Origin of the sequence: Paenibacillus faecis (assembly GCF_008084145.1) — a bacterium.
Taxonomy (GTDB): Bacteria; Bacillota; Bacilli; order Paenibacillales; family Paenibacillaceae; genus Fontibacillus; species Fontibacillus faecis.
In genome coordinates this window covers 22821-38743 of record NZ_VSDO01000007.1, presented here as the reverse complement: position 1 = coordinate 38743, position 15923 = coordinate 22821, and the positions used below count along the sequence as shown (strand labels likewise).

16 protein-coding genes and 1 other annotated feature are annotated in these 15923 nt (G+C 52.0%); all 16 genes read right to left on the bottom strand.

The genetic code is table 11. From position 1 onward, the window contains the following. Positions 1 to 30: 30 nt before the first annotated feature. The gene (rpsG, locus tag FRY98_RS28075) at positions 31 to 501 is read right to left on the bottom strand and encodes a 30S ribosomal protein S7 (RefSeq protein WP_148458027.1); all 471 of its coding nucleotides are present in this window, start codon (positions 499 to 501) and stop codon (positions 31 to 33) included. 62 nt (positions 502 to 563) lie between these two features. Continuing rightward, a complete protein-coding gene (rpsL, locus tag FRY98_RS28070) occupies positions 564 to 986 on the bottom strand; it encodes a 30S ribosomal protein S12 (RefSeq protein WP_018753998.1) in 423 nt (140 codons plus the stop codon). 138 nt (positions 987 to 1124) lie between these two features. Next, positions 1125 to 1376 (bottom strand): ribosomal L7Ae/L30e/S12e/Gadd45 family protein, encoded by a 252-nt coding sequence (locus tag FRY98_RS28065; RefSeq protein ID WP_148458026.1) that lies wholly within the window; start codon positions 1374 to 1376, stop codon positions 1125 to 1127. A 211-nt stretch (positions 1377 to 1587) separates the two neighbouring features. Then, on the bottom strand, positions 1588 to 5202 hold the full coding sequence (gene rpoC, locus FRY98_RS28060; RefSeq protein ID WP_148458025.1) for a DNA-directed RNA polymerase subunit beta': 3615 nt from the start codon (positions 5200 to 5202) through the stop codon (positions 1588 to 1590). Positions 5203 to 5293: 91 nt separating this feature from the next. Next, complete coding sequence (rpoB, locus tag FRY98_RS28055; protein ID WP_148458024.1) at positions 5294 to 8839, bottom strand: DNA-directed RNA polymerase subunit beta; 3546 nt, start codon at positions 8837 to 8839, stop codon at positions 5294 to 5296. A 330-nt stretch (positions 8840 to 9169) separates the two neighbouring features. Next, on the bottom strand, positions 9170 to 9766 hold the full coding sequence (locus tag FRY98_RS28050; RefSeq protein ID WP_148458023.1) for a class I SAM-dependent methyltransferase: 597 nt from the start codon (positions 9764 to 9766) through the stop codon (positions 9170 to 9172). A 193-nt stretch (positions 9767 to 9959) separates the two neighbouring features. Further along, entirely contained in the window at positions 9960 to 10325 is a 366-nt protein-coding gene (rplL, locus tag FRY98_RS28045; RefSeq protein WP_148458022.1) for a 50S ribosomal protein L7/L12, read from the bottom strand. A gap of 58 nt (positions 10326 to 10383) precedes the next feature. After that, positions 10384 to 10893, bottom strand: coding sequence for a 50S ribosomal protein L10 (gene rplJ / locus FRY98_RS28040; RefSeq protein WP_148458021.1), 510 nt, complete (start codon positions 10891 to 10893; stop codon positions 10384 to 10386). 37 nt (positions 10894 to 10930) lie between these two features. Next, positions 10931 to 11083 (bottom strand) — a sequence feature (ribosomal protein L10 leader region). Between the two features lie 83 nt (positions 11084 to 11166). After that, positions 11167 to 11859 (bottom strand): 50S ribosomal protein L1, encoded by a 693-nt coding sequence (gene rplA, locus FRY98_RS28035; protein ID WP_148458020.1) that lies wholly within the window; start codon positions 11857 to 11859, stop codon positions 11167 to 11169. A 162-nt stretch (positions 11860 to 12021) separates the two neighbouring features. Beyond that, positions 12022 to 12447 carry a 50S ribosomal protein L11 gene (gene rplK, locus FRY98_RS28030; RefSeq protein ID WP_148458019.1) on the bottom strand — a complete coding sequence of 142 codons (426 nt, stop codon included), beginning with the start codon at positions 12445 to 12447 and terminating at the stop codon, positions 12022 to 12024. A 70-nt stretch (positions 12448 to 12517) separates the two neighbouring features. Next, positions 12518 to 13051 carry a transcription termination/antitermination protein NusG gene (nusG, locus tag FRY98_RS28025; RefSeq protein WP_044482538.1) on the bottom strand — a complete coding sequence of 178 codons (534 nt, stop codon included), beginning with the start codon at positions 13049 to 13051 and terminating at the stop codon, positions 12518 to 12520. A gap of 23 nt (positions 13052 to 13074) precedes the next feature. Next, positions 13075 to 13266: a preprotein translocase subunit SecE gene (gene secE / locus FRY98_RS28020; RefSeq protein WP_148458018.1), complete on the bottom strand. Its 192-nt coding sequence runs from the start codon at positions 13264 to 13266 to the stop codon at positions 13075 to 13077. 21 nt (positions 13267 to 13287) lie between these two features. Then, positions 13288 to 13437 (bottom strand): 50S ribosomal protein L33, encoded by a 150-nt coding sequence (gene rpmG / locus FRY98_RS28015; RefSeq protein ID WP_071784256.1) that lies wholly within the window; start codon positions 13435 to 13437, stop codon positions 13288 to 13290. Positions 13438 to 13794: 357 nt separating this feature from the next. Continuing rightward, positions 13795 to 14448 carry an RNA polymerase sporulation sigma factor SigH gene (gene sigH, locus FRY98_RS28010; RefSeq protein WP_373317771.1) on the bottom strand — a complete coding sequence of 218 codons (654 nt, stop codon included), beginning with the start codon at positions 14446 to 14448 and terminating at the stop codon, positions 13795 to 13797. Positions 14449 to 14606: 158 nt separating this feature from the next. Then, positions 14607 to 15128, bottom strand: a complete 522-nt coding sequence (locus FRY98_RS28005; protein ID WP_148458016.1) for an NYN domain-containing protein — start codon at positions 15126 to 15128, stop codon at positions 14607 to 14609. 6 nt (positions 15129 to 15134) lie between these two features. Beyond that, positions 15135 to 15887: a 23S rRNA (guanosine(2251)-2'-O)-methyltransferase RlmB gene (rlmB, locus tag FRY98_RS28000; protein ID WP_148458015.1), complete on the bottom strand. Its 753-nt coding sequence runs from the start codon at positions 15885 to 15887 to the stop codon at positions 15135 to 15137. Positions 15888 to 15923: the final 36 nt, after the last annotated feature.

Below are 15923 nucleotides of genomic sequence, written 5' to 3'. Positions count from 1 at the left end.
AAATAGAAGTTTATTAGAATAAACCGGATCCTACCAGCGGTAGTGTGCGAACGCTTTGTTCGCTTCGGCCATTTTGTGCGTATCTTCGCGTTTCTTCACGGAAGCGCCTGTGTTGTTCGATGCGTCGATGATCTCCGCAGCCAAACGTTCTTCCATCGTCTTCTCGCCGCGGTTGCGGGAGTAGTTTACGAGCCAACGTAATCCCAAGGATGTACGTCTTTCCGGTTTAACTTCGATAGGCACTTGGTAGTTGGCACCACCGACACGGCGAGCCTTAACTTCCAATACAGGCATGATGTTCTTCAGCGCCGCTTCGAACACTTCCATCGGGTCATTCCCCGTACGTTCTTGGATGATGTTGAACGCGTTGTACAGAATGCTTTGAGCAACGCCGCGTTTACCGTCGAGCATGATGCGGTTGATCAGACGAGTAACGAGTTTGCTGTTATACACCGGATCTGGCAACACGTCTCTCTTTGTAACTGGACCTTTGCGTGGCATAGTTATCCCCCTTTCAGTATTAATCCAAACCTAGTGGTTCAATAAGTCACCTTGCGGTCAACTTAGGATTTTTTTGCTTTTGGACGCTTAGCGCCGTATTTCGAACGAGCTTGCATGCGGTTGTTCACACCAGCTGTGTCCAAGGCTCCGCGTACGATATGATAACGTACACCCGGAAGGTCCTTAACCCGGCCGCCGCGAATCAACACCACACTGTGCTCTTGCAGGTTGTGACCGATCCCAGGAATGTAAGCCGTCACCTCTACGCGGTTCGTCAAGCGAACACGGGCATATTTACGAAGTGCGGAGTTCGGTTTCTTAGGAGTCATAGTACCTACACGAGTGCAGACACCGCGTTTTTGCGGAGAGCTCAAATCCGTCGCTTCACGCTTCAGGGCGTTGAAACCTCTTTGCAATGCTGGCGATTTCGATTTGTACACTTTGTCTTGACGTCCTTTACGGACGAGTTGGTTAATTGTTGGCATGTTAGTTGCCACCCCCTTCCTCAAATTTTACAAGCTTCTTACAAACCCTTTTTAAGCCCACAGACCCAGGCGGTTCATAAAAGAACAAATGAAAAGTTTTTGCCGAAAGCTTCCCTTCAACAAAAACATTCCTATCAACTATTGTCTTACGATCGCAGCCATTGCCGCTCCGACATCAATCCCGCAAGCTTTGCCGAGATTAACCATCGTATCCACCATCGTCACCTTAACGGAGCGTTGGTTGCATAGGGCAATGATCTTCGAGGTAAGGCGCGGATCTGCATCTTCAGCTACATAAACCTCGTCGGCTCGTCCCAATTCCACCATTCGCATGGTTTGCTTGGTGCCGATTTTGACATGAGCGTCCTGTAAACCTTTATCATTAGACATATCTACGTCCTCCAAAGAAACAGGGATATCCGTACTCACGCACTTTGATATATTAGCATCCCGGATAGACGATGTCAAGCCATTGTTTTTGAAGCGGAAAATAAAATTTTTGAGCGGCCGATTCAGTTCATGCTGGACAGTAAAAAGAGAGCAGCAGCGATCCGCTGCTAGCGGGATTCCCCGTAGCACAGCCGCTGCTGCCGAAACCTCACTACTCTACAGATACAGGCTCCAGACTTTCTTCCGCCGTATCTTCGCCTTCCGGCTCTTCGAATTGAACGCTGCGGTAACGGTTCATGCCCGTACCGGCAGGGATCAATTTACCGATAATGACGTTTTCTTTCAGGCCGAGGAGTTTATCCACTTTGCCCTTGATCGCGGCATCGGTAAGTACGCGAGTCGTCTCCTGGAAGGATGCGGCGGACAGGAAGGAATCCGTTTCAAGCGATGCCTTGGTGATCCCGAGCAGGACCGGTTTGGCTACCGCCGGCTCTTTGCCGGAGAGAATCGCATCCTTGTTCGCCACTTCATATTCGTGCAAGTCCACAAACGAACCCGGCAAGAGCGGCGTATCTCCCGCATCGACGATGCGGATCTTGCGCAGCATTTGTCTTACCATGACTTCGATGTGCTTGTCGTTGATTTCTACGCCCTGGTTCCGGTAAACGCGCTGAACTTCCTGAAGGATATAGTTCTGCACGCCGCGGATCCCCTTGATGCGCAAAATTTCTTTCGGGTCGATGGAACCGTCGGTGAGCTCGTCGCCCGCTTCGATTTCCTGTCCTTCGCTTACGCGCAGACGGGAACCGTAGGTAACGGAGTACACTTTCGTTTCCGCTTCGCCTTGAACCTCGATCTCCCGACGGTCTTTGGCCTCGCGGATTTCCTTAATGACGCCGTCGATTTCACTGATCGTGGCTTGACCTTTCGGGTTCCGGGCTTCAAAGAGCTCCTGAATCCGCGGCAAACCTTGGGTGATATCGTCGCCGGCAACGCCCCCGGTATGGAACGTACGCATGGTGAGCTGGGTTCCCGGTTCACCGATCGATTGCGCGGCGATAATGCCGACCGCTTCCCCGATTTCAACGTGCTTGCCAGTCGCCAGGTTGCGGCCGTAGCATTTCTTACATACGCCATGGCGGGCGCGGCAGCTCAGCACGGAACGGATCTGCAGCTTCTCGACGCCGGCGTTGACGATTTCATGCGCCTTGTCGGAATCGATCAATTCGTTGCGGTGAACGATAATCTCCCCCGTTTGCGGATGCTTGACGGTTTCAAACGAGTAACGTCCTTCAATCCGGTCATACAGGCCTTCGATGACCTCTTTGCCGTCCTGAATAACGCCGACCATGAAGCCTTTGTCCGTACCGCAATCTTCCTCGCGGACGATGACGTCCTGGGCCACGTCGACCAGACGACGGGTCAGGTAACCGGAGTCGGCGGTCCGGAGAGCGGTATCCGCCAGACCCTTCCGCGCACCGTGCGTCGAAAGGAAGTACTCGAGGACCGTCAGGCCTTCGCGGAAGTTCGATTTGATCGGGAGTTCGATGATCCGACCCGACGGGTTGGCCATCAGACCCCGCATACCGCCTAACTGGGTGATCTGCGATTTGTTACCCCGGGCCTTGGAATCCACCATGAGCATGATGGAGTTGTAACGGTCCATCGATTTCATGAGAACATCGGTAATTTGATCCTTCGCTTTGGACCAGATATCGATAACGCGGTCATAACGTTCTTCGTTCGTGATCAGACCGCGGCGGTATTGCGTCGTAATCACTTGTACCTTATCGTCGGATTCCTTCAGAATCGCCTGCTTCTCATCCGGAACGATAACGTCGGATACGGCGATACTTACGCCCGCGCGGGTCGAGTAGGTAAACCCAGTTTGCTTGATCCGGTCAAGAATAATCGAGGTTTCCGTCGTATGGTAAATCTCAAAGCAACGGCCGATGATCTCGCCGAGATACTCTTTACCTACGCCGCCCGCTTGTTTTGCCCCAAGGATCCGCTCGGTGATATCGGCGCCTTTTTCATAGATGAAATAATCTTCCGGTGTGCCTTGGAACAGGTTTGCTCTGGAAGGCTCATTGATGTACGGGAAGCTTGCCGGAAAAATATCGTTGAAGATGATCTTCCCTACCGTCGTGATAAGCAGAGCATCTTGCTGTTTCTCTGTAAAACTGGTCTTGCCGAGCGCTTTGACCGGAATCGCCACGCGGGCATGCAATGCGGCCGTACCGCGTTGATAAGCGGAGTAAGCCTCGTTGACCGAACCGAGAATCATGCCGGAACCTTTGGCTTCCTTGTTGTCCATCGTCAGGTAATAGGATCCGAGGACCATATCCTGCGAAGGCGTAACGACCGGCTTGCCGTCTTTCGGGTTCAGGATGTTTCCGGACGCCAGCATCAGGATGCGGGCTTCGGCTTGAGCTTCCGCGGACAACGGTACGTGCACGGCCATTTGGTCACCGTCAAAGTCGGCGTTGTAAGCCGTACATACGAGCGGGTGAAGCCGGATTGCGCGGCCTTCCACGAGGATCGGCTCGAACGCCTGGATCCCCAGTCTGTGGAGCGTAGGGGCACGGTTCAGCAGAACCGGGTGTTCCTTAATGACTTCTTCAAGGACATCCCATACTTCCGGGCTAACGCGCTCCACTTTCCGCTTCGCGCTCTTGATGTTGTGAGCCAGACCTTTGTTTACGAGCTCCTTCATCACAAACGGCTTGAACAGTTCAAGCGCCATTTCCTTCGGCAAGCCGCATTGGTACATCTTGAGGTATGGGCCTACGACGATTACGGAACGACCGGAATAGTCGACCCGTTTCCCGAGCAGGTTTTGCCGGAAGCGGCCTTGTTTCCCCTTCAGCATGTGGCTGAGCGATTTCAACGGGCGGTTCCCCGGCCCGGTAACCGGACGTCCGCGGCGGCCGTTGTCGATCAGGGCGTCAACGGCTTCCTGAAGCATCCGTTTTTCGTTTTGTACGATGATGTCCGGCGCGCCCAGATCGAGTAGGCGTTTCAGACGGTTGTTCCGGTTGATGACGCGGCGGTACAAGTCGTTCAAATCGGACGTCGCAAAACGGCCGCCGTCCAGCTGTACCATCGGACGAAGCTCTGGCGGAATAACCGGGAGCACGTCGAGAATCATCCATTCCGGTTCGTTGCCGGAGCTCTTGAACGCCTCGATGACTTCCAGGCGCTTGATCGCACGGTTACGGCGTTGGCCTTGGGCCGTGCGCAGCTCTTCCTTCAAGAATTCCAGCTCTTTGTCGATGTCGAGGTCCTGAAGCAGCTTCTTCACCGCTTCGGCGCCCATCCCGGCCTGGAACCCATAGCCGTACTTCTCGCGGTAGCTGCGGTATTCCTTCTCGGACAGAAGCTGCTTTTTCTCCAGCGGGGTTTCTCCCGGATCCGTAACTACATAAGATGCAAAATAAATAATCTCTTCCAGCGAACGCGGCGACATGTCGAGCGCCAGGCCCATCCGGCTCGGAATCCCTTTGAAATACCAAATGTGGGAAACCGGCGCGGCCAGCTCGATATGTCCCATCCGTTCGCGGCGCACTTTGGCTCTCGTTACTTCGACGCCGCAGCGGTCGCAGACAACGCCTTTGTAACGAACGCGTTTATATTTACCGCAATGACATTCCCAGTCTTTGGTCGGACCGAAGATTTTCTCGCAAAACAGCCCTTCCTTTTCCGGTTTCAGCGTACGGTAGTTGATCGTTTCCGGTTTCTTCACTTCTCCGCGGGACCAAGAACGAATTTTATCTGGGGAAGCGAGCCCGATTTTCATATACTCGAAGTTGTTGACGTCCAACAAGGAGCATCCCTCCTTAACCAAGTCCTGATATTGACATTTTCCGGCTATCAATCATCTCCGGGCGGCGGACCGGCCGCCGCCCCAGGGATGCTTATTCCACTCCGACTTCCGCGCCTTCCAGGTTCAGACTCAGTTTGTCCCCGGACGCATCGTCTTCGTCGTCGATTTCCTTCATCTCGATCTCCTCTTCGTTCTCGGTGAGGATCTTCACATCCATCCCCAAGCTTTGAAGCTCTTTGATCAAGACTTTAAACGACTCCGGCACACCAGGTTCTGGCACGTTCTCGCCTTTAACGATGGATTCGTAGGTTTTCACCCGGCCGACCACATCGTCCGACTTGACGGTCAAAATCTCTTGCAGCGTATAAGCGGCGCCGTAAGCTTCCAGCGCCCACACTTCCATTTCCCCGAAACGCTGTCCGCCGAACTGGGCTTTACCGCCGAGAGGCTGCTGCGTAACGAGCGAGTAAGGACCCGTGGAGCGGGCGTGAATTTTATCGTCAACCATGTGCGCCAGCTTGATCATGTGCATGACGCCGACGGTTACTTCACGTTCAAACTGTTCTCCGGTACGGCCGTCGTACAGGATGGTCTTGCCGTTGCGCTGCATACCGGCCTCTTCCATCGTATCGAACACGTCGTACTCGTTCGCGCCGTCGAATACCGGCGTGGCCACATGGATACCGAGCTTCAGCGCGGCCATACCCAGGTGAATTTCCAGCACCTGACCGATGTTCATCCGCGAAGGAACGCCCAGCGGGTTCAGGACGACTTGAACAGGCGTGCCGTCCGGCATAAACGGCATATCTTCTTCCGGCAAAATCCGGGCTACGACCCCTTTATTACCGTGACGTCCGGCCATCTTGTCGCCTTCGGAAATCTTACGTTTCTGGGCAATATATACCCGAACGAGCTGATTTACGCCCGGCGGCAATTCGTCGCCGTTCTCCCGGGTAAAGACCTTCACGTCCACGACGATCCCGTCCGTACCGTGAGGCACGCGCAGCGAAGTATCGCGCACTTCGCGGGCCTTCTCCCCGAAGATCGCATGAAGGAGACGCTCTTCCGCGGTCAACTCGGTAACGCCCTTCGGCGTTACCTTGCCGACAAGGATGTCGCCTGCGCCGATTTCCGCACCGACCCGGATGATGCCGCGCTCGTCAAGATTGCGAAGCGCTTCTTCCCCGACGTTCGGAATATCGCGGGTGATTTCCTCAGGCCCGAGCTTCGTATCGCGGGCTTCGGATTCGTATTCCTCGATATGAATCGAAGTATAAACGTCCTCTTTCACGAGCTTCTCGCTAAGGAGGATCGCATCCTCGTAGTTATAGCCTTCCCAAGTCATGAACGCAACGACCACGTTGCGGCCAAGCGCCAATTCGCCCATTTCCGTGGACGGCCCGTCCGCGAGGATATCGCCCTTCTTGACGATGTCGCCGCGTTTGACGATCGGACGCTGGTTGATGCATGTTCCTTGGTTCGAACGCATAAATTTGTGTAATTTATACTTAACAAGATCGCCCTTCACTTCTTTGCCATCCACCGTCTCGATCCGGCGAAGCCAGATTTCGTTGGCGGCCGACCGCTCAATAACCCCGTCGTACTTCGAAACGATACATACACCGGAGTCTTTAGCGGCCTTGTGTTCCATCCCGGTTCCGACGAGCGGAGCCTTAGGAATCAGCAAAGGAACAGCCTGACGTTGCATGTTGGAACCCATCAGCGCGCGGTTGGAGTCATCGTTCTCAAGGAACGGAATCAGCGCGGTAGCGACGGATACCACCTGCTTCGGCGATACGTCCATGTAGTCGACGCGATCGCTCGGCATCGTCAGAATGTTGTCAGACTGCTTATTGTAACGAACGATAACGTTCGCGTCGCGGAACGTATTGTCCTCATTGAGAACCGCGTTCGCCTGGGCGATGATGTAGTTATCTTCCTCGTCCGCAGTCAGGTACGCGATTTGATCGGTGACTTTACCGGTGTTCGGATCGACCCAACGATAAGGCGCTTCGATAAAGCCGTATTCGTTGATCCGCGCGAACGTCGACAAGGAGTTGATCAAACCGATGTTCGGACCTTCCGGCGTCTCGATCGGACACATCCGGCCGTAGTGCGAATGGTGAACGTCACGCACTTCAAAGCCGGCGCGTTCCCGGGTCAGACCCCCAGGACCGAGCGCGGAGAGACGGCGCTTATGCGTAAGTTCGGCAAGCGGGTTCGTCTGGTCCATGAACTGGGACAGCTGGGAGCTGCCGAAGAACTCTTTGATCGAAGCGATAACGGGACGAATGTTGATCAAAGCCTGGGGCGTGATCACATTGGCGTCCTGAATCGACATTCTCTCGCGCACGACGCGCTCCATCCGGGACAACCCGATGCGGAACTGGTTCTGCAGCAATTCGCCTACGGAACGCAGTCTGCGGTTGCCCAAGTGGTCGATATCGTCCGTGCTGCCGATGCCGTGAAGCAGGTTCAGGAAGTAGCTGATCGACGAGATGATATCCGCAGGTGTAATATGTTTCACCGATTTATCGATGTTGCGGTTCGCGATCACCTTCACCACTTTGCCGTCCTCGATCGGCGAGAAGACGTCGATCGTTTGCAGCGGCACATCATTGGCATCAAGAACGCCGCCGGCAACATGGTAGTTCTTAAACCCTACCGAATTCTCCAGGTGCGGAAGAATTTGATCCAGCAGACGACGATCCACCATTTGACCGGCTTCGGCGATAATTTCACCGGTATTCGTGTCGATCAAACTTTCCGCCAGGCGTTGGTTGAACAGACGGTTCTTGATGTGCAGCTTCTTATTGATTTTATAGCGGCCGACATTGGCCAGATCGTAGCGCTTCGGATCAAAGAAACGGGCTACCAGCAAGCTCTTGGCATTTTCAAGTGTCGGCGGTTCGCCCGGACGAAGACGCTCGTAAATCTCGATGAGGGCTTTCTCCGTCGAATCCGTGTTATCCTTATCAAGCGTATTACGAATATATTCATCGTTACCGAGGAGATCCAGAATCTCGGCATCCGTGCCGAAACCGAGCGCGCGAAGCAGCACGGTCACAGGAATTTTACGGGTACGGTCGATCCGGACGTAAATGATGTCCTTCGCGTCCGTCTCCAATTCCAGCCATGCGCCACGGTTCGGAATCACAGTAGCGGTATAGGTCTTCTTACCGTTCTTATCTACTTTAGTGCTGAAATAGACGCTAGGAGAGCGAACCAACTGGCTGACAATAACCCGTTCCGCACCATTAATAATGAAGGTGCCGGTTTCCGTCATCAGCGGGAAATCCCCCATGAAAACTTCCTGCTCTTTGACTTCGCCGGTTTCTTTATTAATGAGCCGGACTTTTACCCGAAGCGGCGCAGCATACGTTACATCGCGTTCCTTCGCGTCGTCTACCGTATACTTCGGTTCCCCGAGACTGTAATCGATAAATTCCAACACCAGATTTCCGGTGAAATCCTGAATCGGCGAAATATCCTGGAACATCTCCCGAAGGCCTTCTTCCAAGAACCAATCATAGGATTTCTGTTGGATTTCGATCAGGTTCGGAACTTCGAGTACCTCGTTAATTCGTGCATAACTTCGCCGAGTGCGTCGACCATATTGAACAAGATGTCCTGCCAACTTATACTCACCCCTCATGTCTACTCACTTAAAAATTTTATTGCGAACCCGTGTTTGTGCCCTTATAATAGGACCATACGAATTCATCCACAAATAAAGAAAAGCCCTTATCGAATGCTTTCGAAAAAAGAGCATCATTATCCGTGTCATTTCCAGCCTGATGTCCCCGTATTCAGTAGATTTACCCAAAATGTACATATTATACGTTAAGCGATGTGATTTTATACATCGCCTGTGCAAAACATGACTTTTTGGTTAAGTAAAGCCACAGAGGGCATCCTAATACTGACATTTTATAATAATAACACAACGGACCACGCAAGTCAAACTCTATTTTACAGCCTTATAGATGCGGTACCCTTTATCCTTCGTAACTTCCTCCACCTGACTGAACAATGTCTCAAGCTTCTGCTTGGCCGACGGCGCCCCCTGCTTTTTCTGAATCACGATCCACAACGCTCCACCGCTTTTCAATCTTGCATGGGCTCCTTCAAAAATGGCATGAACCGTTTCTTTACCTGCCCGGATCGGCGGATTGGTCAATACCACATCGAATTCCCGATCGCCCAGCGCCGCAAACAAATCGCTTTGCAGGACGGTAACGTTGGAAATCCGGTTCGCCGCGGCATTCTCCCTAGCCAATTCCACAGCCCTGCCGTTGACGTCGATCATCGTGACATGCCCCTGACTCGCCAGTCTAGCCGCCGCAAGCCCGATCGGTCCGTAACCGCAACCGACATCCAGCACTTGGGCCTCTTTCGGAATATCCATCGCTTCGATCAATGTGCGGCTTCCGAAATCAACGCCGCCTTTGGCGAAAACGCCCGCGTCGCTCGTAAACCGGAAGGATTGTCCGCGCAGCGTAGTCTCCCACGTTTTTCGATCATGCGCCGCAGTTGGTTCATTCGTGTAATAGTGATCAGGCATCGTTCCAGAACTACCTCCGTTAAAGGCTATTAAAGTGCTTTTGGGACTGGGGTTCCCTTGCCAATCTATCTTACCATCGGGTCCGCGAGCAAAAGAGCACCAGGCCCAAAAACGCATACTCCCATTCATAACCCAAGGTTAAAAGAAACCCCTTGAATCATATTCAAGGGGTTTGCTTTTTGCCGGAAGGGAATTACTTCACTTCTACAGTTGCGCCTGCTTCTTCCAATTTTGCTTTTACGGAATCGGCTTCTTCTTTGCCTACTTTTTCTTTCAGCGGTTTTGGTGCGTTGTCAACCAGGTCTTTGGCTTCTTTCAAGCCGAGGCCAGTGATTTCGCGAACCACTTTGATAACGTTAATTTTGGATGCGCCAGCGTTAGTCAGAATTACATCGAACTCAGTTTGCTCAGCCGCTTCGGCTGCGCCACCGCCGCCACCAGCTACAACTACAGGAGCCGCAGCAGTTACGCCGAATTCTTCTTCAATTGCTTTAACCAGATCGTTCAGTTCAAGAACGGTCATGCCTTTAATTGCTTCCAAGATTTGTTCTTTACTCATGGTAGAACCTCCATTATTTGAATTTGATTGTTTTTAAATGACTGGTTTGAAGAAAGTCTTACGCGCTTGCGCTGCCTTCTTCTTTCTCTGCAACGGCTTTGACAGCCAAAGCAAAGTTGCGAACCGGAGCTTGAAGCACGCTGAGGAGCATCGAAAGGAGACCTTCGCGGGAAGGAAGATCCGCCAGCGCTTTGATTTGGTCCACGCCTACAACGCGACCTTCAACCACGCCACCTTTCACTTTCAACGCATCGTTCTTCTTCGCGAAATCGCTCAGAATTTTAGCTGGTGCTACCGCATCTTCCGCACTGAACGCGATTGCCGTAGGACCGGTCAATACTTCGTCCAGCTCAGTCAGTTCAGCAGCCGCCGTAGCACGACGAACGAGCGTGTTCTTCAGCACTTGGAATTCGACGCCAGCTTCACGAAGCTGTTTGCGCAATTCCGTAACTTGTGCAACGTTCAGACCGCGATAGTCCGCTACTACAGTCGTCGCGCTTTCGCGCAATTTCGCAGTTACGACATCAACGGCTTCTTGTTTTGCTTGAATCACTTTTGCGTTTGCCAACCTGTACACCTCCTGATAGATTTACTCGGCTCTCTTCATGTCCATGAAAAAAGCCTCCGTAGAATCACGAAGGCCTGATGAATCATCAACCACAGAAAACCTGCAGTACACTGATATTCTATCACAACACCTCGGTAGGAAATTAAGCCTCTTCGGCACCTACTGTCTACGGTAAGCATATTCAAATTTAATACTTCGCTGTGGAAACAACTCGTTTAGTTTACCAGGAGATCAACCTCAAGTCAATCTCTTTCTCCGTCAAAGACGGCGGTATTATCTGTAAACGGCTGTATTCACGCGAGCGCTAGGGCCCATCGTCGAAGAAATGGCGATATTCTTCAAGTATACGCCTTTGGCGGCAGCCGGTTTAGCCCGGTTCAACGCGTCGATCAGAGCTTTCAAGTTCTCGTTCAACTGCTCCGCAGTGAAGGAAACTTTACCGATCGGCGCATGGATTTGACCTGCTTTATCCAGACGATACTCGATTTTACCCGCTTTGATTTCTTGAACGGCCTTGGCTACGTCAAACGTAACCGTACCTGCTTTAGGGTTAGGCATGAGGCCTTTACCACCGAGCAGACGACCCAGTTTACCAACTTCGCTCATCATGTCCGGAGTCGCTACGCAGACATCGAACTCGAACCAGCCTTGTTGGATTTTGTTGATCATATCTTGATCGCCGACGTAATCAGCACCGGCAGCTTCCGCTTCCTTAGCTTTTTCGCCTTTGGCGAATACCAGAACGCGTTGCGTCTTACCCGTGCCATGAGGCAGGACAACGACACCACGAACGGCTTGGTCTTGTTTACGAGGGTCAACACCCAAACGAACTGCAGCTTCAACGGTTTCGTCGAATTTCGCAGTCGCTGCCTTCTTCACCAGTTCAACGGCTTCAGAAGGCTCATATGTCGCTTCGCTGTCAATCAGCTTAGCGGCTTCCAGGTATTTCTTACCGTGTTTAGCCATGAAATTGTTCCTCCTTTGTGGTATTAGCGGAATATCCTCCCACTGGTCTTTGATTCACCAGTTACCCTAAGGCTAGCTTGTGAATCAAAGGCAACTTCAGTTGCTTAATGTCTAGTCATTCTTAGCTGTCATGCAACTCCATCGCTTGTACACGCCCAAGAATTAGTCTTGGATCGTGATGCCCATGCTGCGGGCCGTACCTTCAACCATACGCATCGCCGATTCAACGGAAGCCGCGTTCAGGTCAGGCATTTTTTGCTCCGCGATTTGACGAACGACGTCGCGCTTCACGGTAGCCACTTTCTTCTTGTTCGGTTCGCCGGAACCTTTCTCGATCTTCGCGGCAACGCGAAGCAGAACGGCTGCCGGAGGAGTTTTGGTGATGAAAGTAAAAGAACGGTCTTCAAACACCGAAAGTTCAACCGGAATGATCAAACCTGCTTGATCGGCAGTACGAGCGTTGAATTCTTTACAGAATGCCATGATATTGACACCCGCTTGACCCAATGCCGGACCTACCGGAGGCGCAGGATTCGCTTTCCCTGCAGGAATTTGCAGTTTTACCACTTTGATAACCTTTTTCGCCATGTAAAACACCTCCTTGCCCTAATGGTGGTAGACGGAGCTTGGCTCCTCCCACTTAGAAACCCTAAGAAACCTATATCTTTTCCACTTGAGTGTAGTCCAGCTCAAGCGGGGTTTCTCGTCCAAACATGTTGACGTGAACCTTAAGCTTGCTTTTGTCGACCAGAATTTCTTCAATCGACCCGACAAAATTGGCAAACGGACCAACCTTGATGCGTACGGATTCTTTCAGATCGAACTCGATAACCGGCTTCGGTTCTTCCATGCCCATATGCTGCAAAATCTGTTCCACTTCTTCAGGGAGCAGAGGCGTAGGTTTGGATCCCGATCCCGTAGAGCCGACAAATCCAGTGACGCCCGGCGTGTTGCGGACAACATACCAAGAATCGTCGGTTTGGATCATCTCGACCAAGACATATCCCGGGTAAACTTTACGCATGACGGTTTTCTTCTTGCCGTCTTTGTTTACCACTTCTTCTTCCATCGGAACAAGAACGCGAAATATCTTGTCTTCCATGCCCATGGACTCGACACGCTTCTCCAAATTGGCTTTGACTTTGTTCTCATACCCGGAATAGGTATGAACTACATACCATCTTTTCTCCATATCAAGCCACCTAAGGACCCTTCTTAAATTATCGCTTCGATCACAGCAGAGATGCCGATATCAAGAACCCAAAAATAAATCGCGACAGCCACAATTGTACCCAGCACAATCAGCGTATAATTGGTCAGCTCTTTACGATTAGGCCAGCGAACCTTTTTAAGCTCAGCCCAGCTTTCAGAGAAAAAAGAGAACAACGACTTGAAACTTCGTTTCATCCGCGACTACACCTCCAAAGACTATCTGGTTTCGCGATGAGGAACTTGCTCGTTACAAAACTTGCAAAATTTCTTCATCTCCATGCGGTCGGGGTGGTTACGCTTGTTTTTCGTTGTCGTGTAGTTTCTTTGTTTGCAATTCGTACAAGCCAACGTAATAATTACCCGCATGATGTGCACCTCCCGAAGACATTTCTTTTATGAGAAAGTCTCATGAATTGACCTGAAATTCAAAAAAACGCAAATTTAGGCCTACCTAAAACACTTTATCACATGCCAATACCCGTGTCAACGAGCCAAACAAGCTTCTCGCGTCGTTAAATTGAGGTAATTTACCGAGGGATCCGAGTCAAAAATGGGTCGCCAGGAAAGTGCTGGAATCGAATGCGTACTTGTTCTAGTATTGCTCAACTTCTCGAAGGATAAACTTCCTTCCCGCCGCATATGGAAGAGTTCCCGGAATAGCAAAAAAGGACGACCGCAAGCCCTCGTCCCTTGTTTCCGTGGAATAATAGAGAAACCAAAATTTCAAATTCCTCCGTCACGCACTTCCAGATAACGTTCCAGCTTTCTCTTAACCCGCTGCAGCGCATTATCGATGGATTTGACGTGCCGCTTCAGATCTACCGCAATCTCCTGATAAGAGCGGCCATCCAAATAGAGCATCAAAACCTTGCGTTCGAGATCGCTTAGGATCTCGGACATCTTGTCTTCAAGGCCGGTAAATTCCTCCTGGTTGATGATCAGCTCTTCGGGGTCGCAAACCCGGGAACCGCAGATCACATCCAGCAGCGTACGATCGGAATCTTCGTCGTAAATCGGCTTGTCCAAAGAAACATAGGAATTTAACGGAATATGCTTCTGCCTCGTCGCCGTCTTGATCGCGGTAATAATCTGCCGCGTGATGCAAATCTCGGCGAATGCCTTGAACGAAGCCAGCTTGTCTCCCCGAAAATCCCGGATCGATTTGTAAAGACCGATCATGCCTTCCTGGATAATATCCTCGCGGTCAGCCCCAATCAGGAAATAAGATCTAGCTTTGGCCCGCACAAAACTGCGGTACTTGTTGATCAAGTACTCCAGAGCTTCACTGTCACCGTTACGCACGGCTTCGACAATGTCTTCGTCATTTAAAACCTCATAGTCGGATCTAACCCATGTCTCGAGGTTGACACTCACCACAAATCCCTCCGGCTGCAACGCACGGTGCCCCGTCACTCAGTCAAGTAATACGAACAGTATATATGATGCCGCATATGAGCGTCAACAAAAAAAGTACCAAAAGATGTAAAGTCGAACTTTGTCAAGGGCATTTAGGAGGAATCCGACAGAATTCTCGCCTATTCCCTTCGCCATCTCTCGAACATCTGGCGCATCTCCGGGCTTAGCTTTCCGTCCAGCGTATTGCGGGCGGTATTACTGCTGCGTTCCGTCAATTTCGTCTGAATCTCTTTCTCGCTTTGTTCGACTTGCGTCAACAATTCCCTTGCCGAAATCCGCAGAGCTCCTTGTCCAAAAATCACGTGCTGCTCCACCATATCGCTCGTAGCCACATAAATTTGCCTGCGGCGGTGCCAAAGTTCGCCCACCAGCCGCTCAATGCATTCGTCCGCCGTCTCTTTCTCTTTGGTGTAATAGATATCGATTTTGTATTGAGCGAACGATTTTCCGAGGCCGGGTACCCGGTAGGCGTCAAATACCACAATCACCTTTCTCCCCGAAAAGGCTTGATAATCGGCGAGCCTCGCCAGCAGGCGATTCCTGGCCTCCTCCAAATCGTTTTTGGACAAAGCGGCCAACTCGGGCCACCCGCCGATCATGTTGTACCCGTCCACCAGAAGAACGTCGCGCATATCGCGCATAAGTGTTTATCCCTGCGCCCGGCGTCTGCGCAGCACTTCATACATCACAACGCCCGCGGCGACCGAGGCGTTCAGGGAATTCAGCTTTCCGTTCATCGGAAGTTTCAGCAGCACATCGCAATTTTCACGAACCAGCCGGCCCATCCCCTGGTTTTCGTTCCCGATGACCACCGCTACCGAGCCTGACAAAATATCGCCGCCGCCATAGATTTCTTCCTTGGCCGCAACGTCGGTGCCGACGATCCAGACCCCCGCCTCTTTCAACTGCTCCATCGTCTGAACCAGATTGGTCACCCTCGCAACCGGGACGTATTCAACGGCCCCGGCGGAGGTTTTGGAGACGGTGGCCGTCACGGCAGCCGAACGCCGTTTAGGGATAATAACGCCATGCACCCCGGTGCATTCCGCCGTCCGCAAAATCGAGCCCAAATTATGCGGATCCTCGATTTCGTCCAAAATCAGCAAAAACGGTGGCTCCTCCCGCTCGGCGGCCTTAGCCAGCAGCTCCTCCACCTCGACATAGGCATAAGGGGCCGCTTGGGCCACTACGCCCTGATGCTGCATGCCCGGCGCCATTTGGTCCAGCTTCCGCTTGTCCACAAACTGAACCACGATGCCGCGGTTTTTGGCTTCGGCCAGAATCGGCTGGGTCAAATGCTTCTGGGCACCCTCGGCCACCCAAATTTTGTTGATTGTTCGTCCCGCCCTCAGCGCTTCAAGCAGCGAATGCTTGCCGGCGATCCATTCCTGATCCTCCATAACCGTATCCTCCTGTGCAAAAAATATGTTAACCCG

What these genes read in the sequence shown, in the direction of transcription:
- rplA (WP_148458020.1), bottom strand. Translation starts at nt 11,859, where the DNA reads ATGGCTAAACACGGTAAGAAATACCTGGAAGCCGCTAAGCTGATTGAC.
- nusG (WP_044482538.1), bottom strand. Translation starts at nt 13,051, where the DNA reads ATGGAGAAAAGATGGTATGTAGTTCATACCTATTCCGGGTATGAGAAC.
- FRY98_RS28050 (WP_148458023.1), bottom strand. Translation starts at nt 9,766, where the DNA reads ATGCCTGATCACTATTACACGAATGAACCAACTGCGGCGCATGATCGA.
- FRY98_RS28065 (WP_148458026.1), bottom strand. Translation starts at nt 1,376, where the DNA reads ATGTCTAATGATAAAGGTTTACAGGACGCTCATGTCAAAATCGGCACC.
- rpmG (WP_071784256.1), bottom strand. Translation starts at nt 13,437, where the DNA reads ATGCGGGTAATTATTACGTTGGCTTGTACGAATTGCAAACAAAGAAAC.
- rlmB (WP_148458015.1), bottom strand. Translation starts at nt 15,887, where the DNA reads ATGGAGGATCAGGAATGGATCGCCGGCAAGCATTCGCTGCTTGAAGCG.
- secE (WP_148458018.1), bottom strand. Translation starts at nt 13,266, where the DNA reads ATGAAACGAAGTTTCAAGTCGTTGTTCTCTTTTTTCTCTGAAAGCTGG.
- rpsG (WP_148458027.1), bottom strand. Translation starts at nt 501, where the DNA reads ATGCCACGCAAAGGTCCAGTTACAAAGAGAGACGTGTTGCCAGATCCG.
- rpsL (WP_018753998.1), bottom strand. Translation starts at nt 986, where the DNA reads ATGCCAACAATTAACCAACTCGTCCGTAAAGGACGTCAAGACAAAGTG.
- FRY98_RS28005 (WP_148458016.1), bottom strand. Translation starts at nt 15,128, where the DNA reads ATGCGCGATATGCGCGACGTTCTTCTGGTGGACGGGTACAACATGATC.
- rplK (WP_148458019.1), bottom strand. Translation starts at nt 12,447, where the DNA reads ATGGCGAAAAAGGTTATCAAAGTGGTAAAACTGCAAATTCCTGCAGGG.
- rplL (WP_148458022.1), bottom strand. Translation starts at nt 10,325, where the DNA reads ATGAGTAAAGAACAAATCTTGGAAGCAATTAAAGGCATGACCGTTCTT.